This window comes from Pseudomonas sp. S09G 359 (genome assembly GCF_002843605.1).
GTDB lineage: Bacteria > Pseudomonadota > Gammaproteobacteria > Pseudomonadales > Pseudomonadaceae > Aquipseudomonas.
Window position 1 is genome coordinate 5,574,953 of record NZ_CP025263.1, and the last position, 13,674, is coordinate 5,588,626.

Below are 13,674 nucleotides of genomic sequence, written 5' to 3' on the forward strand. Positions count from 1 at the left end.
CTATTGTCCCAACTTGAGGCGAGCAGTCTCGCCACTGGTGAACGGCGCCACGTCCACAGGCTGGCCGTTGTAGGCCACTTGCGCGCCACGGGCAAAGCCCAGACGCAGCGTCAAAGGAGGCTTGCCGCCCTGGTCAAGAGTATCTCCCTTACGCTTCAGACCGCTAAACAGCACTTTGCCATTGCCATCGGTGACCTGCGTCCAGCAGTCAGCGATGAAAGTAATCTGTACGCGCCCATCACCGGCGATCAACGCGGGGGTGGTAGGCGGCGACATCGCAGGCGCTGCCGGGGCAGTTGGCGCGGTAGTCGCTGGCGCCGGCGCGGCCGGTGTATGCGCCTGGGCGACCGGAGCCGTCGGGGTATGCGCAGGGGCAGCAGGTACAGCCGGAGCCGCTGCAGCCGCCGTATCGGCTGGCGCTGTTTGCGGCGCAGCCTGCTCGGCGGTAGCCGGGGCTTCAGGCGCAGCCTGGGCTTCGGCAACCGCCTGGTCTTCGGGCTCATCCAGCGGATGGATCTGAGTGGTGCCGTCGGCGCTTTCGACTTCGACGTGCTCCATGGCGTTGCTGACCAGGTCCTTGGTGCGCAGGGAGGTCTGGTCCTGCCACCAGACAAAACCGCCGCCGATCACAGCGATCAGCAACAACAGGCTGACAATCCGCAAGATAGTGTGGGAGACCCGCACCGGCTCTTCGATGCGACCCAGGCCATGCACGTTACTGCCCTGGGAATCGGTACCGGTGAACTGATCGAATTCCTGGACCAGCACGGCCTGGTCGATACCCAGCAACTTGGCATAGGCACGGATATAGCCGCGGGCGAAGGTATGCCCCGGCAGCTTGTCGAACGCGCCGGCTTCCAGGTTGCCCAGGGACGTGGCGGTCAAATTGAGCTTGAGGGCCACTTCTGCCAGCGACCAACCATTGCTTTCGCGGGCCTGACGCAAGGTCTCGCCTGGGTTTACGCGATTAGCTGCTACAACTTCCGGGTGCGCCGCTTTCATCATTGCTCCGACAGGTATTGCTGATATTCCGGCGTACCGGGATAGAGTCGTTCGAGTTGCTGGCCAAAACGTGCGGCCGTGGCGTGTTCTTCATGAACCATCGCCAGCCGCACACCGAGCAATAGACTACGTGCATTTTGCCCGCTGAGCAGGCTAAAACGCTCGTAATAGTCACGTGCCGGCACATAATGCCTGTCTTCGTAAGACAACTCAGCCATTTCGAGCAAGGCCCGTGGCTGGCGACTGTTGAGGTGCAGGGCTTTTTCCAGTTGCTGGCGCGCGCTGTCGCGCTGGCCGAGGTGCACCGACGTCACGCCAAGGTTCTCAAAAACGCGCGAGCGCTCAGGATAGAGGGTATCGGCACTGGCCTGCTGGAAATAACGGGCGGCCTGGTCATAACGTTTCTGCCCGAACAGGAAGCTGCCGTAATTGTTCAGCATCCTTGGGTCGGCAGGACGGGAAGCCAGGGCCTTGTGGAAATATTGCTCGGCCAGCTCAGGCTCGGCCTGGGCCTGGAACACCAAGGCCAGTGCGGCATTGGCGTCGGCATCGCCGCTGTCCAGCGCCAGGGCCTTTTGCAACGGCACCTTGGCCTGTTCGCTCATCCCTTGCTGCAGGTAACCCAAGCCCAACTGCACATAGGCAGCTCGCGCCTCGTCACGGCCTTTACCGGTTTGCAAAGGGCCGTCATAGCCCGATGAAACACATCCGGCCGCAAGGCCGGTAACAAGCAAAAGCAGCGCAAGGCGCAAGGGCATAGAGATCCTCTCTCAGATTCGATTCACAGCGATCTGCGGCATATCTTCGGCGGCGTTCAGTTCGCGCACGGCAATATAACGTTCGCTGCGACGGGTGCGATCCAGCACCTGTCCTACCAATTGGCCACAGGCGGCGTCGATGTCTTCACCACGGGTGGTGCGGACGGTGACGTTGTACCCGGCCTGGTGCAGTTGATCCTGGAAACGGCGGATGGCGTTGTTGCTCGGCCGCTCGTAGCCAGAATGTGGAAACGGGTTAAACGGAATCAGGTTGATCTTGCACGGGGTGTTCTTGAGCAACTCGATCATCTCGACCGCGTGCTCGACCTTGTCGTTGATGTCCTTGAGCATGGTGTACTCAATGGTCAGCACACGCTTCTCACCCAAGGTCGCCATGTAACGCTGGCAAGATTCGAGCAGCATCTTAAGCGGATACTTCTTGTTGATCGGCACCAATTGGTTACGCAATGCGTCATTGGGTGCGTGCAGCGACAACGCCAGGGAGACGTCGATGTGCTTGGCCAGCTCATCGATCATCGGTACCACGCCGGAGGTCGACAGGGTCACACGGCGCTTGGAGATGCCGTAGCCCAGGTCGTCCATCATCAGATGCATGGCCGCAATCACGTTGTCGAAGTTCAGCAGCGGTTCACCCATGCCCATCATCACCACGTTGGTGATGGCACGGTCGACGGTTGCCGGGACGCTGCCAAAGGATTTATTCGCAATCCACACCTGGCCGATGACTTCGGCGGCGGTGAGGTTGCTGTTGAAGCCTTGCTTGCCGGTGGAGCAGAAACTGCAGTCCAGGGCACAGCCTGCCTGGGACGAAACGCACAAGGTGCCGCGCTTGCCCTGGGGAATGTATACAGTCTCGACGCAGCTGCCGGACGCCACGCGCACCACCCACTTACGGGTGCCGTCGCTGGAGATGTCCTCGCTGACCACTTCGGGACCACGGACCTCAGCAATGGCCTTGAGCTTGTCGCGCAGGGCCTTGCTGACGTTCGTCATGGCGTCGAAATCGTCGACACCAAAGTGGTGAATCCACTTCATTACCTGACCGGCACGGAAACGCTTCTCCCCGATTGAGTCGAAGAATTTCTCCATTTCCGGCTGGGTCAGCCCCAGCAGGTTGGTTTTAACAGTCGATGTAGTCATGGATTCACCCTCACTCTTTAAGCCGATGCTTAGCGAGCGGTTACTTCAGTAGCAGCGAAAAAGTACGAAATTTCGCGAGCAGCAGCGGCTTCGGAGTCCGAACCGTGAACAGCGTTGGCGTCGATGGACTCAGCGAAATCAGCACGGATGGTGCCGGCAGCAGCTTCTTTAGGGTTGGTAGCGCCCATCAGCTCACGGTTCAGAGCGATAGCGTTTTCGCCTTCCAGAACCTGAACAACAACAGGGCCGGAGATCATGAAGGAGACCAGGTCGCCGAAGAAGCCACGAGCGCTGTGCTCAGCGTAGAAGCCTTCAGCTTCAGCTTTGGACAGTTGCTTGAGTTTCGAAGCTACAACCTTCAGGCCGGCTTTTTCGAAACGAGTGGTGATCTCGCCGATGACGTTTTTTGCAACAGCGTCAGGCTTGATGATGGAGAAAGTACGTTGAACAGCCATGGTGTAACTCCAGAAACGGTAATTTACGAAAAATTAAACCCGCGAATTATACGCGGGTTATTGGGTATTGCCTAACTGCGTAAAAAGGCGGCTCAGTCTGCTTCTTCGATCCACATGCCTTGAATCGCCTCCAGAACCTTTTCGCCACCCCGATCAGGGATGTCGTCGAATTCCGGCAGCTCCATCACGAGGTTGCGCAACTTGACGAAGTTCACCGACAGAGGATCGACATCCGGGTGTCTTTCAGCAAGTTGTATAGCGATTTCTTGTACATCAACCCATTTCAGGCTCATGACATTTCCTTGAATCAATGCGGCGCTTCGGCCGCATGGTTGAGCGAATATTTCGGAATTTCGACGGTGATGTCTTCAGTTCCGACCTTTGCCTGACAGCTTAGACGCGATTGCGCCTCCAGGCCCCAGGCGCGATCAAGAAAGTCCTCTTCCAGCTCGTCCGCTTCTTCCAGGCTGTTGAAGCCTTCACGGATGATGCAGTGGCAGGTAGTGCAGGCGCACACACCGCCGCAGGCGCTTTCGATCTCGATATGGTTGTCATGGGCAACTTCGAGGATGGACTTGCCGGTCTCAGCCTCCACAACCATACCGTCCGGGCAATGCTCGGCGTGTGGCAGAAAAATGACCTGCGGCATTAATTATTCCTCGATTTCATTCAGGTTGCGCCCGGCCAGTGCGGCTTTCACCGTCTGATCCATGCGCCGGGCGGCAAAGGCGTCAGTCACCTGCGACAAGCGCTTGGTCTGCTGCTCGATGGCGTAGCCATCGTTGCCTTTCATCAGTTCGGCCAGTTCCTGCATCTGCAGGTCGATGACCATGCGCTCCTCGGCATCCAGCAGGCGCTCACCATCGGCTTCAAGGGCGCCCTGCACCGCTTCGAGCAGGCGCTGGGCATCCACTTGCTGCTCACGCAGCACGCGAGCGACCTTGTCGTCACCGGCATATTGGAACGAATCCTTGAGCATCTTGGCGATTTCGCCGTCGGTAAGGCCGTAGGACGGCTTGACCTGGATGCTGGCTTCAACGCCCGAGGCCAGTTCGCGCGCAGCGACACTGAGCAGGCCATCGGCGTCGACCTGGTAGGTCACGCGAATCTTCGCCGCACCGGCAACCATGGCCGGGATGCCGCGCAATTCAAAGCGCGCCAGGGAGCGGCAGTCGCTGATCAGCTCGCGCTCACCTTGCAGCACATGAATCATCATGGCCGTCTGGCCATCTTTGTACGTGGTGAAGTCCTGGGCGCGGGCGACGGGGATGGTGGTGTTGCGTGGAATCACCTTCTCCATCAAGCCGCCCATGGTTTCCAGGCCCAGCGACAACGGAATCACGTCGAGCAGCAGCAGTTCGCCGCCATCGCGCTTGTTGCCGGCCAGGGTATCAGCCTGGATGGCGGCGCCGATGGCGACCACTTGATCCGGGTCGATTTCAGTCAGCGGCTGACGACCAAAGGCTTCGGCCACTGCTTCCCGAACACGCGGTACGCGGGTGGAACCGCCAACCATGACCACCGCGCCGACTTCTTCCAGCTCGATACCGGAATCACGCACAGCACGGCGACAGGCCTTGAGGCTGCGGGCGACCATCGGCTCGATCAACGCATCGAAGGCTTCACGAGTCAGTTGGGCCGACCAGTTACCGTAGGAAACTTCAACAGAAGCTGCGTCAGTCAGGGCTTCCTTGGCCGCGCAGGCGGTTTGCAACAGATTACGTTGCGCGCCCGGGTCCAGGTCGGCTGACAAACCGGCGCTGGTGATGATCCAGCCCGCAATGGCGTGGTCAAAGTCATCGCCGCCCAGGGCGCTGTCGCCACCGGTGGCCAGTACTTCAAACACACCGCCGGTCAGGCGCAGGATCGAAATATCAAAGGTGCCACCGCCCAGGTCGTAAATGGCGACCAGGCCTTCGGCGTGCTGGTCCAGGCCATAGGCCACGGCCGCCGCAGTCGGTTCGTTGAGCAGGCGCAGCACGTTCAGGCCCGCAAGTTTCGCCGCATCCTTGGTGGCCTGGCGCTGAGCGTCATCGAAATAGGCCGGAACCGTGATCACCGCACCGACCAGTTCACCGCCCAAGGTTTTTTCTGCGCGCTGGCGCAGCACCTTGAGGATATCGGCCGACACTTCCACGGGGCTTTTCGGGCCCTGGACGGTGTCGATGAACGGCATATGGGATTCACCGCCGACAAAGCGGTACGGCAGCTGGTCACCCAATTGCTTGACGTCGGACAGACCACGACCCATCAAGCGCTTGACCGACAGCACGGTGTTCAACGGGTCGGTAGACGCGGCCAGCTTGGCCGACTCGCCCACTTCGGTGCGGTCCGCGTGATAACGCACGGCGGACGGCAGGATCACCTGGCCATCAGCGTCGGGCAGCGGTTCGGACAGGCCGCTGCGCAAGGCAGCAACCAGGGAATTGGTGGTGCCCAGGTCAATCCCCACCGCCAGGCGACGCTGGTGCGGTTGTGGGCTTTGGCCGGGTTCGGCGATTTGCAGTAGAGCCATGGTAATCAGGTCTTATCTGTCTATCAGGCGTGCATCACGGGCAGCACTGGGTTAATCGTCGAGGCGCTCTTCTAGCTGGCGCACTTCGTAGGTGAGCTTGTCGAGGAACTGCATGCGCCGCATCAGGCGCTCGGCCTGCTCGCGTTGCGCGGCATCGCTCCAGCAGGCGGCGAAGCTTTCGTTCAGCTCATCCTGGGCCACTTTCAGACGGCGCTTGAAGACTGCGACACCCGCCACATCGGCTTCGTCCTGCAAGTCTTCGAGTTCTTCGCGCCACTGCATCTGCTGCATCAGGAAGTCCGGATCGTGCACCGTGACTTCCAACGGCAACTCACCACCGTTCATCGCGAGCAAGTAGCGCGCGCGTTTCGGAGGGCTTTTGAGCGTCTGATAGGCTTCGTTGAGGCTGGCCGATTGCTCCAGGGCCAGGCGTTGCTCACGCTCGGAAGCGTCGGCAAAGCGGTCCGGATGCACCCCACGCGCCAATTCTCGGTAGCGCGTGGCAAGCTGCTCGAGATCCAGCCGAAAACTCGGCTGCAGCTCGAATAAAGCGAAATGACAAGGAGTACCCACGAATAGCCTCAGATGTTGAAGCTTTCGCCGCAGCCACATTCACCGCGTACGTTGGGGTTGTTGAACTTGAAGCCTTCGTTCAACCCTTCCTTGACGAAATCGAGTTCGGTGCCGTCTAGGTAGGTCAGGCTCTTAGGGTCGATGATCACTTTCTCGCCGTGACTTTCGAACACCTGGTCGTCTTCAACCACCTCGTCGACAAACTCCAGCACGTAGGCAAGGCCGGAACAGCCCGTGGTGCGAACACCCAGACGAATCCCCTCACCTTTACCGCGCCCATTCAGGGAGCGGCGAATGTGCTGCGCAGCCGCTTCTGTCATGCTGATAGCCATCGTTGACTCCTTACTCGTCGCCAAATGCTTAGATCAAGCCTTTCTTCTGCTTGTAGTCGCGAACGGCCGCCTTGATGGCGTCTTCTGCGAGTACGGAGCAGTGGATTTTCACTGGCGGCAGGGCCAGTTCTTCGGCCAGCTGGGTGTTGCTGATGGTGACAGCCTCATCCAGGGTCTTGCCTTTCATCCATTCGGTCGCCAGCGAGCTGGAGGCGATGGCCGAACCGCAGCCGTAAGTCTTGAACTTGGCGTCTTCGATAACGCCAGCGTCGTTGACCTTGATCTGCAGGCGCATCACATCGCCGCACGCCGGAGCGCCGACCATGCCGGTGCCGACATCTGGGTCTTCCGCGTTCATCTTGCCGACGTTGCGCGGGTTTTCGTAGTGGTCGATGACCTTTTCGCTGTAAGCCATGGTACTGAATCCTCACTCATCAGGGCCGCTCTGGAACCCTGTAAAAACGCCTGCGTTTTCCGCCACGTTCCTACAGAGCTTGGGTGGCGGCTTCTATATTTAGTGTGCCGCCCACTCGATCTTGGAAATGTCGACACCGTCTTTGAACATGTCCCACAGCGGCGACAGAACGCGCAGCTTGTTGACGGCTTCGCAGACTTTCTGCGCGGCGTAGTCGACTTGCTCTTCAGTGGTGAAGCGGCCGAAGGTAAAGCGGATCGAGCTGTGTGCCAATTCGTCGTTGCGGCCCAGGGCGCGCAGCACGTACGAAGGCTCAAGGGACGCCGAGGTGCAGGCCGAACCGGACGAAACCGCCAGGTCCTTGAGCGCCATGATCAGCGACTCGCCTTCGACGTAGTTGAAGCTCAAATTCAGGTTGTGCGGTACACGGGCGGTCATGCTGCCGTTGATGTACAGCTCTTCAAGGTTCTCGACCTGCTTGTAGAAGCGATCGCTCAGGGCCTTGATGCGGATGTTTTCGGCAGCCATGTCTTCCTTGGCTACACGGAATGCTTCGCCCATGCCAACGATCTGGTGGGTCGCCAGGGTGCCGGAACGCATGCCACGTTCGTGACCGCCACCGTGCATGGTCGCTTCGATACGTACGCGCGGCTTGCGGCTGACGTAGAGGGCACCGATGCCTTTAGGGCCGTAGGTCTTGTGGGCAGAGAACGACATCAGGTCGACTTTCAGCTTGGACAGGTCGATGTCGACCTTGCCGGTGGACTGAGCAGCGTCGACGTGCAGCAGAATGCCTTTGGAGCGAGTCAGCTCGCCAATGGCGGCGATGTCGTTGATGGTGCCGATTTCGTTGTTCACGTGGATCACGGAAACCAGGATGGTGTCTTCACGCAGCGCGGCTTCGATCATGGCCGGGGTGACGATACCGTCGGTGGTTGGCTCAAGGTAGGTGACCTCGAAACCTTCACGCTCCAGTTGGCGCATGGTGTCGAGGACAGCCTTGTGCTCAATCTTGGTGGTGATCAGGTGTTTGCCTTTGGTCGCGTAGAAATGCGCCGCGCCCTTGATAGCCAGGTTGTCGGACTCGGTAGCACCGGAGGTCCAGACGATTTCGCGCGGGTCTGCGCCAACCAGGTCAGCAACTTGGCGACGAGCGTTCTCGACCGCTTCCTCGGCTTTCCAGCCGAATACGTGGGAACGGGAGGCTGGGTTGCCGAAGTTTCCGTCAACCAGCAGGCATTCGCTCATCTTTTGCGCGACACGCGGATCAACCGGGGTGGTCGCTGAGTAATCAAGGTAAATCGGCAATTTCATGGACTTTCTCCTAAATCAGGCTGGCTGGCGTGCCGTTAGCTCTTCGGCTGTCACTCGACGGCGGACGCTTCAATCTTGTCCAGACGCGGCGCCTTGGTGTTGCAACGGCGCTGGTCCTGACGCTGGGCTACTTCTTGTACCTCACGGCGAGTCACAAGATCAGCCAAGCTGATACCACTCAAAAACTCATGGATCTGCAGGCTCAAGTCACACCACAAGTGGTGGGTCAGGCAGGTGTCGCCGGCGTGGCAGTCACCCAAACCCTGGCATTTGGTGGCATCGACGGATTCGTTGACCGCATCGATGACCTGCGCTACCTGAATGCCCTGCATGTCGCGGGACAGTTGATAGCCGCCGCCTGGCCCACGCACGCTGGAAACCAGATTGCTACGGCGCAACTTGGCAAACAGCTGCTCGAGGTAGGACAGGGAAATGCCTTGGCGCTCGGAGATATCGGCCAGGGACACCGGCCCAGTTTGCGCGTGCAAGGCCAGGTCAAGCATGGCGGTCACCGCGTATCGGCCTTTTGTAGTCAGTCTCATGGACAAGTACCAAGGTGTTTCAGAATGGGGGCAAGTATGCGATTCCCGAGTATTTAAGTCAACTATAAGACCTAGTACTTTAGTCAGGATTACCCGTAAAAAGGGCGCGCGAATCATAGCAGGGTGGGGCCGGATGGACCAGCGGCGGCGGGCTCAATGCTGAATCTCAAGACCAATGGAGATCAAATGTGGGAGGGGGCTTGCCCCCGATAGCGGTGGATCAGTCAATAAATATAGTGGCTGACACATTGCCATCGGGGGCAAGCCCCCTCCCACAGGGATTTGCGCTGAGCTCGAGACGTTAGCCTGCCTTGGTGGCGGTTTCGCTCTTGATCTCGGCGAAGTCTTCTTCGCGCAGCTCAGGCAGGTCCTTGGCGCAATAGCTGCTGCCCAGCTCTTTGAGCGCGCCGCACATGCCGTCCAACTTGCCATCTACCGCCTGCAAATGGTCGAGCAATTGGCCAATGGCGCGCGCCACCGGGTCGGGCATGTCTTCGCTGACGCCATAGGCATCGAAGCCGATCTTCTCGGCCATGGCCTTGCGCTTGGCTTCCTGCTCGTCGCCGACTTCCGGCTTGACGATGATTCGGCCCGGAATACCCACCACGGTCGCGCCAGGCGGCACGGCCTTGGTCACCACGGCATTGGAGCCGACCTTGGCGCCTGCGCCAACCGTGAACGGGCCGAGCACCTTGGCGCCCGCGCCCACCACCACACCGTTTTCCAACGTGGGATGGCGCTTGCCTTTATTCCAGCTGGTGCCACCCAGGGTCACACCCTGATACAGCGTCACGTCATCGCCGATCTCAGCGGTCTCGCCAATGACGATGCCCATGCCGTGGTCGATAAAGAACCGACGCCCGACCTTGGCGCCCGGATGAATCTCGATCCCGGTCAACCAGCGGCCAAAGTTCGACACCAGCCGCGCCAACCATTTCCAGCCCATGCCCCACAAGGCACCGGACAGGCGGTGAATCCAGATCGCATGCATGCCCGGGTAGCAGGTCAGCACTTCAAAGGCGTTGCGCGCCGCCGGGTCACGGTGGAAAACACTCTGGATATCTTCTCGCAAACGCTCGAACATTTTTAATCCTTCCGCTTAAGAAGCTCGCCACGGGCCGCTTTCTGGGTTTCCGTGAGGATGCCACGCAATATATTCATTTCGGCTCGGCTGACCGAGCTGCGCCCGTACAGGCGGCGCAGGCGCGCCATCAAGTGCCGTGGTTTCTCAGGATCAAGGAATTCGATGGCCACCAGGGTTTGCTCCAGGTGCTCGTAGAATCGCTCCAGCTCGTCCATGGTGGCCAACTCGCCACTTTTGGTCGATGCGACTTCATCCTTCTCTACCTTGCTCGGCTGACCTTCAGCGGCCAGCCAGGCCATGCGCACTTCGTAACTCAACACCTGCACCGCCGCCCCAAGGTTCAGCGAACTGAACTCAGGGTCTGATGGAATGTGCACGTGATAATGACATCGCTGCAGCTCTTCATTGGTGAGGCCGGAATCTTCACGACCGAACACCAGGGCGATTTCAGCGCCGCCGGCCGCCTCTTCCACCACTTTGGTCCCACACTCGCGCGGATCCAGCAGTGGCCAGGGGATGCGACGGTCGCGGGCGCTGGTGCCAAGCACCAGGTTGCAGCCGACCAAGGCATCTTCCAAGGTGGCGACGACCTGGGCTTTTTCCAGGATGTCATTGGCGCCAGAGGCACGGGCATCAGCCTCGTGGTGCGGGAACACACGCGGCTCAACCAGCACCAGGCGCGTCAGCCCCATGTTTTTCATGGCTCGCGCCACCCCGCCGATATTGCCGGGATGACTGGTATTGACCAAGACGACACGAATGTTTTGCAGCAAGGGAGGCGCTCTCGGACACGGGAAAGGGGAGCAAATCTTACAGAACAGCCTAAGGTTATGCCATGAAAGCTAACGTCGTCCTTCACCTGAAGAAAGTTTCTGCTAGAATGCCCGGCTTTCTTTAACAACCTTAGGTGACACATCCATGCAGCCCATGCTGAATATCGCGCTGCGCGCCGCCCGCAGCGCCAGTGAATTGATCTTCCGCTCCATCGAGCGCCTGGATACCATCAAGGTCGACGAAAAAGACGCCAAGGATTATGTATCCGAGGTGGATCGCGCCGCCGAACAGAAAATCATCGACGCTCTGCGCAAGGCCTACCCTACCCACGGCATCCTCGGTGAAGAAACCGGCCTGCACAAAGGCAGCGGCGAAGGCGAAGACTACCTGTGGATCATCGACCCACTGGATGGCACCACTAACTTCCTGCGCGGTATCCCGCACTTTGCCGTGAGCATCGCGTGCAAATACCGTGGCCGCCTGGAACACGCCGTTGTTCTCGACCCGGTTCGCCAGGAAGAATTCACCGCCAGCCGTGGCCGTGGCGCCCAGCTGAATGGCCGTCGCCTGCGCGTCAGCGGCCGTACCAGCCTGGACGGCGCCCTGCTGGGCACCGGCTTCCCGTTCCGTGACGACCAGATGGACAACCTGGAAAACTACCTGGGTATGTTCCGCGCCCTGGTTGGCCAGACCGCCGGCATCCGTCGCGCCGGTGCAGCCAGCCTGGACCTGGCCTACGTGGCCGCCGGTCGTTTTGACGCGTTCTGGGAGTCGGGCCTGTCCGAGTGGGACATGGCTGCAGGCGCCCTGCTGATTCAAGAGGCCGGCGGCCTGGTGAGCGACTTCACCGGTGGTCACGACTTCCTTGAGAAAGGCCACGTGGTTGCCGGCAACACCAAATGCTTCAAGGCAGTACTGACGGCGATCCAGCCGCACCTGCCGGCCTCGCTGAAGCGTTAAGCGAGCGAGCACAAAAAAGCACCCCTAGGGGTGCTTTTTTTATGCCTGGGTTTTGAGCCAGACCCAGGCATCAGCAACAATACCAATCAAATGTGGGAGGGGGCTTGCCCCCGATGGCAGTGGCTCAGTTAAAAACTCATTAACTGATGCACCGCTATCGGGGGCAAGCCCCCTCCCACATTTTAAATTGCACTAGGCCCTGGAATTACTGCTGGTTCTGGCCCAGAACCAAGCGCCCTTCCTTGTCGACCGGAATCTGGCCGCCTGGGTCACGATCCATCCGCACCGAACCTTCCTTGCCATCCAGGGTGTAACGCACGTCGTAACCGACAACCTTGTCGCTGATGTCGTTAACGGTGTTACAGCGGGTCTGGGTCGTGGTGTAGGTATCGCGGTTCTGCATGCCTTCCTGAACCTTGTTACCGGCGTAACCACCACCGACCGCACCGGCTACAGTAGCCAGCTTCTTGCCATTACCGCCACCAACCTGATTGCCCAACAGGCCACCGGCCAGCGCACCGACCACGGTACCGACGATCTGATGTTGATCCTGCACCGGCTTCTGCCGGGTCACTGCGACGTCCTTGCAGACCTCGCGCGGGGTTTTTATCTGGGTTTTTACCGGCTGCACTGCCAGCACTTGCGCATACTCAGGGCCGCTTTTCACCAAGCTGTAGGTGGCAACAGCACCCCCGGCAGTCACACCGACAGCACCCAATACCGCACCAACCAGCAACGACTTGTTCACGTGAACCTCCTGACCATCACAAACGGACCGAAAGATCCGCGCTATACCCAGCCTTGGAGCAAAAAAAAAGGCACGAGTTCAATACTCGTGCCTTCTTTGTAACAGCATATCAACGAATACCCATCAAGGGCGGTCGTCGACCTCCTTGCCAGTAGCGGCCGGAGGGATCAGGTCTTCGCTGTTGAGGTTCAGCCAGATCAGCACCACGTTGGCGATGTAGATCGACGAGTAGGTACCCGCCAGCACGCCAATGAACAGCGCCAGGGAGAAGCCCCACAGGTTGTCGCCACCGAAGATCATCAGCGCAGCGATCGCCAGCAAGGTGGAGATCGACGTCGCCATGGTCCGCAGCAGGGTCTGGGTGGTGGAGATGTTGATGTTTTCGATCAACGTCGCCTTGCGCAGTACACGGAAGTTCTCACGCACCCGGTCGAATACCACGATGGTGTCGTTCAGCGAGTAACCAATGATCGCCAACACCGCCGCCAATACCGTCAGGTCGAAAGTGATCTGGAAGTACGCCAGGATGCCCACGGTCACGACCACGTCGTGGATCAGCGACACAATGGCGCCGACACCGAACTTCCACTGAAAGCGGAACGCCAGGTAGATCATGATGCCGACCAGCGCCATCAGCATGCCGAGGCCGCCCTGGTCGCGCAGCTCTTCACCCACCTGCGGGCCCACGAACTCGACCCGCTTGACCGCTGCCGGGTTGTCGCCGCCCACCTTCTGCAAGGCCTCGGCTACCTGGTGACCCAATTGCGGGTCTTCGCCAGGCATACGCACCAGCAGGTCGGTGGTTGCACCAAAGCTCTGCACGATGGCTTCGTGATAGCCGGCCTTGACCAGCTCATTGCGCACCAGGGTAACGTCGGCCGGCTTCTCGTAGGTCAGCTCGATGAGCGTACCGCCGGTGAAGTCCAGACCGTAGTTCAGGCCCTTATGGAACCAGCTGAACAACGCCAGAACTGTAAGGAGCACAGTGACGCCGAACGCAACGTTGCGAACGCCCATGAAGTTGATTGTACGTAACATGGC

At 59.6% G+C, this 13,674-nt stretch carries 17 protein-coding genes; 1 reads left to right on the top strand and 16 read right to left on the bottom strand.

Annotation, left to right across the window (positions count from 1 at the left end):
- The 14 genes from CXQ82_RS25510 to trmJ form a co-directional block, all read right to left on the bottom strand.
- Nucleotides 1-1,002 carry a RodZ family helix-turn-helix domain-containing protein gene (locus tag CXQ82_RS25510; protein ID WP_101272845.1) on the bottom strand — a complete coding sequence of 334 codons (1,002 nt, stop codon included), beginning with the start codon at nt 1,000-1,002 and terminating at the stop codon, nt 1-3.
- Nucleotides 1,002-1,760, bottom strand: a complete 759-nt coding sequence (pilW, locus tag CXQ82_RS25515; protein ID WP_101272846.1) for a type IV pilus biogenesis/stability protein PilW — start codon at nt 1,758-1,760, stop codon at nt 1,002-1,004. The genes CXQ82_RS25510 and pilW overlap by 1 nt, the downstream gene beginning before the upstream one ends.
- A gap of 12 nt (nt 1,761-1,772) precedes the next feature.
- The gene (gene rlmN, locus CXQ82_RS25520; protein ID WP_101272847.1) at nt 1,773-2,921 is read right to left on the bottom strand and encodes a 23S rRNA (adenine(2503)-C(2))-methyltransferase RlmN; all 1,149 of its coding nucleotides are present in this window, start codon (nt 2,919-2,921) and stop codon (nt 1,773-1,775) included.
- Nucleotides 2,922-2,950: 29 nt separating this feature from the next.
- On the bottom strand, nt 2,951-3,376 hold the full coding sequence (ndk, locus tag CXQ82_RS25525) for a nucleoside-diphosphate kinase (RefSeq protein WP_083356869.1): 426 nt from the start codon (nt 3,374-3,376) through the stop codon (nt 2,951-2,953).
- A 92-nt stretch (nt 3,377-3,468) separates the two neighbouring features.
- Nucleotides 3,469-3,669, bottom strand: coding sequence for a Fe-S cluster assembly protein IscX (gene iscX, locus CXQ82_RS25530; RefSeq protein ID WP_101272848.1), 201 nt, complete (start codon nt 3,667-3,669; stop codon nt 3,469-3,471).
- A 14-nt stretch (nt 3,670-3,683) separates the two neighbouring features.
- A complete protein-coding gene (gene fdx / locus CXQ82_RS25535) occupies nt 3,684-4,025 on the bottom strand; it encodes an ISC system 2Fe-2S type ferredoxin (RefSeq protein WP_032890689.1) in 342 nt (113 codons plus the stop codon).
- Between the two features lie 3 nt (nt 4,026-4,028).
- Nucleotides 4,029-5,891: a Fe-S protein assembly chaperone HscA gene (gene hscA / locus CXQ82_RS25540; RefSeq protein WP_101272849.1), complete on the bottom strand. Its 1,863-nt coding sequence runs from the start codon at nt 5,889-5,891 to the stop codon at nt 4,029-4,031.
- A 51-nt stretch (nt 5,892-5,942) separates the two neighbouring features.
- A complete protein-coding gene (hscB, locus tag CXQ82_RS25545; RefSeq protein WP_101272850.1) occupies nt 5,943-6,464 on the bottom strand; it encodes a co-chaperone HscB in 522 nt (173 codons plus the stop codon).
- 8 nt (nt 6,465-6,472) lie between these two features.
- Nucleotides 6,473-6,796, bottom strand: coding sequence for an iron-sulfur cluster assembly protein IscA (gene iscA / locus CXQ82_RS25550; protein ID WP_101272851.1), 324 nt, complete (start codon nt 6,794-6,796; stop codon nt 6,473-6,475).
- 28 nt (nt 6,797-6,824) lie between these two features.
- Entirely contained in the window at nt 6,825-7,211 is a 387-nt protein-coding gene (iscU, locus tag CXQ82_RS25555; protein ID WP_003175965.1) for a Fe-S cluster assembly scaffold IscU, read from the bottom strand.
- Nucleotides 7,212-7,310: 99 nt separating this feature from the next.
- Nucleotides 7,311-8,525, bottom strand: coding sequence for an IscS subfamily cysteine desulfurase (locus CXQ82_RS25560; protein ID WP_101272852.1), 1,215 nt, complete (start codon nt 8,523-8,525; stop codon nt 7,311-7,313).
- A 50-nt stretch (nt 8,526-8,575) separates the two neighbouring features.
- Nucleotides 8,576-9,067: a Fe-S cluster assembly transcriptional regulator IscR gene (iscR, locus tag CXQ82_RS25565; RefSeq protein WP_003194020.1), complete on the bottom strand. Its 492-nt coding sequence runs from the start codon at nt 9,065-9,067 to the stop codon at nt 8,576-8,578.
- Between the two features lie 301 nt (nt 9,068-9,368).
- Nucleotides 9,369-10,151 (bottom strand): serine O-acetyltransferase, encoded by a 783-nt coding sequence (gene cysE, locus CXQ82_RS25570; protein WP_101272853.1) that lies wholly within the window; start codon nt 10,149-10,151, stop codon nt 9,369-9,371.
- 2 nt (nt 10,152-10,153) lie between these two features.
- Nucleotides 10,154-10,924 (bottom strand): tRNA (cytosine(32)/uridine(32)-2'-O)-methyltransferase TrmJ, encoded by a 771-nt coding sequence (gene trmJ, locus CXQ82_RS25575; protein ID WP_003210307.1) that lies wholly within the window; start codon nt 10,922-10,924, stop codon nt 10,154-10,156.
- 145 nt (nt 10,925-11,069) lie between these two features.
- Here trmJ and suhB point away from each other — a divergent pair, with 145 nt between their 5' ends.
- Nucleotides 11,070-11,885, top strand: a complete 816-nt coding sequence (gene suhB, locus CXQ82_RS25580; RefSeq protein ID WP_003175971.1) for an inositol-phosphate phosphatase — start codon at nt 11,070-11,072, stop codon at nt 11,883-11,885.
- Between the two features lie 205 nt (nt 11,886-12,090).
- Here suhB and CXQ82_RS25585 read toward each other — a convergent pair whose 3' ends face one another.
- Together CXQ82_RS25585 and secF are read right to left on the bottom strand one after the other, a co-directional pair.
- Entirely contained in the window at nt 12,091-12,633 is a 543-nt protein-coding gene (locus CXQ82_RS25585; protein ID WP_015885750.1) for a glycine zipper 2TM domain-containing protein, read from the bottom strand.
- Between the two features lie 123 nt (nt 12,634-12,756).
- Nucleotides 12,757-13,671 carry a protein translocase subunit SecF gene (secF, locus tag CXQ82_RS25590; RefSeq protein ID WP_101272854.1) on the bottom strand — a complete coding sequence of 305 codons (915 nt, stop codon included), beginning with the start codon at nt 13,669-13,671 and terminating at the stop codon, nt 12,757-12,759.
- Nucleotides 13,672-13,674 lie beyond the last annotated feature (3 nt).

What these genes read in the sequence shown, in the direction of transcription:
- pilW (WP_101272846.1), bottom strand. Translation starts at nt 1,760, where the DNA reads ATGCCCTTGCGCCTTGCGCTGCTTTTGCTTGTTACCGGCCTTGCGGCC.
- hscA (WP_101272849.1), bottom strand. Translation starts at nt 5,891, where the DNA reads ATGGCTCTACTGCAAATCGCCGAACCCGGCCAAAGCCCACAACCGCAC.
- iscR (WP_003194020.1), bottom strand. Translation starts at nt 9,067, where the DNA reads ATGAGACTGACTACAAAAGGCCGATACGCGGTGACCGCCATGCTTGAC.
- fdx (WP_032890689.1), bottom strand. Translation starts at nt 4,025, where the DNA reads ATGCCGCAGGTCATTTTTCTGCCACACGCCGAGCATTGCCCGGACGGT.
- suhB (WP_003175971.1), top strand. Translation starts at nt 11,070, where the DNA reads ATGCAGCCCATGCTGAATATCGCGCTGCGCGCCGCCCGCAGCGCCAGT.
- secF (WP_101272854.1), bottom strand. Translation starts at nt 13,671, where the DNA reads ATGTTACGTACAATCAACTTCATGGGCGTTCGCAACGTTGCGTTCGGC.
- CXQ82_RS25560 (WP_101272852.1), bottom strand. Translation starts at nt 8,525, where the DNA reads ATGAAATTGCCGATTTACCTTGATTACTCAGCGACCACCCCGGTTGAT.
- CXQ82_RS25510 (WP_101272845.1), bottom strand. Translation starts at nt 1,002, where the DNA reads ATGAAAGCGGCGCACCCGGAAGTTGTAGCAGCTAATCGCGTAAACCCA.
- iscA (WP_101272851.1), bottom strand. Translation starts at nt 6,796, where the DNA reads ATGGCTATCAGCATGACAGAAGCGGCTGCGCAGCACATTCGCCGCTCC.
- iscU (WP_003175965.1), bottom strand. Translation starts at nt 7,211, where the DNA reads ATGGCTTACAGCGAAAAGGTCATCGACCACTACGAAAACCCGCGCAAC.
- cysE (WP_101272853.1), bottom strand. Translation starts at nt 10,151, where the DNA reads ATGTTCGAGCGTTTGCGAGAAGATATCCAGAGTGTTTTCCACCGTGAC.
- rlmN (WP_101272847.1), bottom strand. Translation starts at nt 2,921, where the DNA reads ATGACTACATCGACTGTTAAAACCAACCTGCTGGGGCTGACCCAGCCG.
- iscX (WP_101272848.1), bottom strand. Translation starts at nt 3,669, where the DNA reads ATGAGCCTGAAATGGGTTGATGTACAAGAAATCGCTATACAACTTGCT.
- ndk (WP_083356869.1), bottom strand. Translation starts at nt 3,376, where the DNA reads ATGGCTGTTCAACGTACTTTCTCCATCATCAAGCCTGACGCTGTTGCA.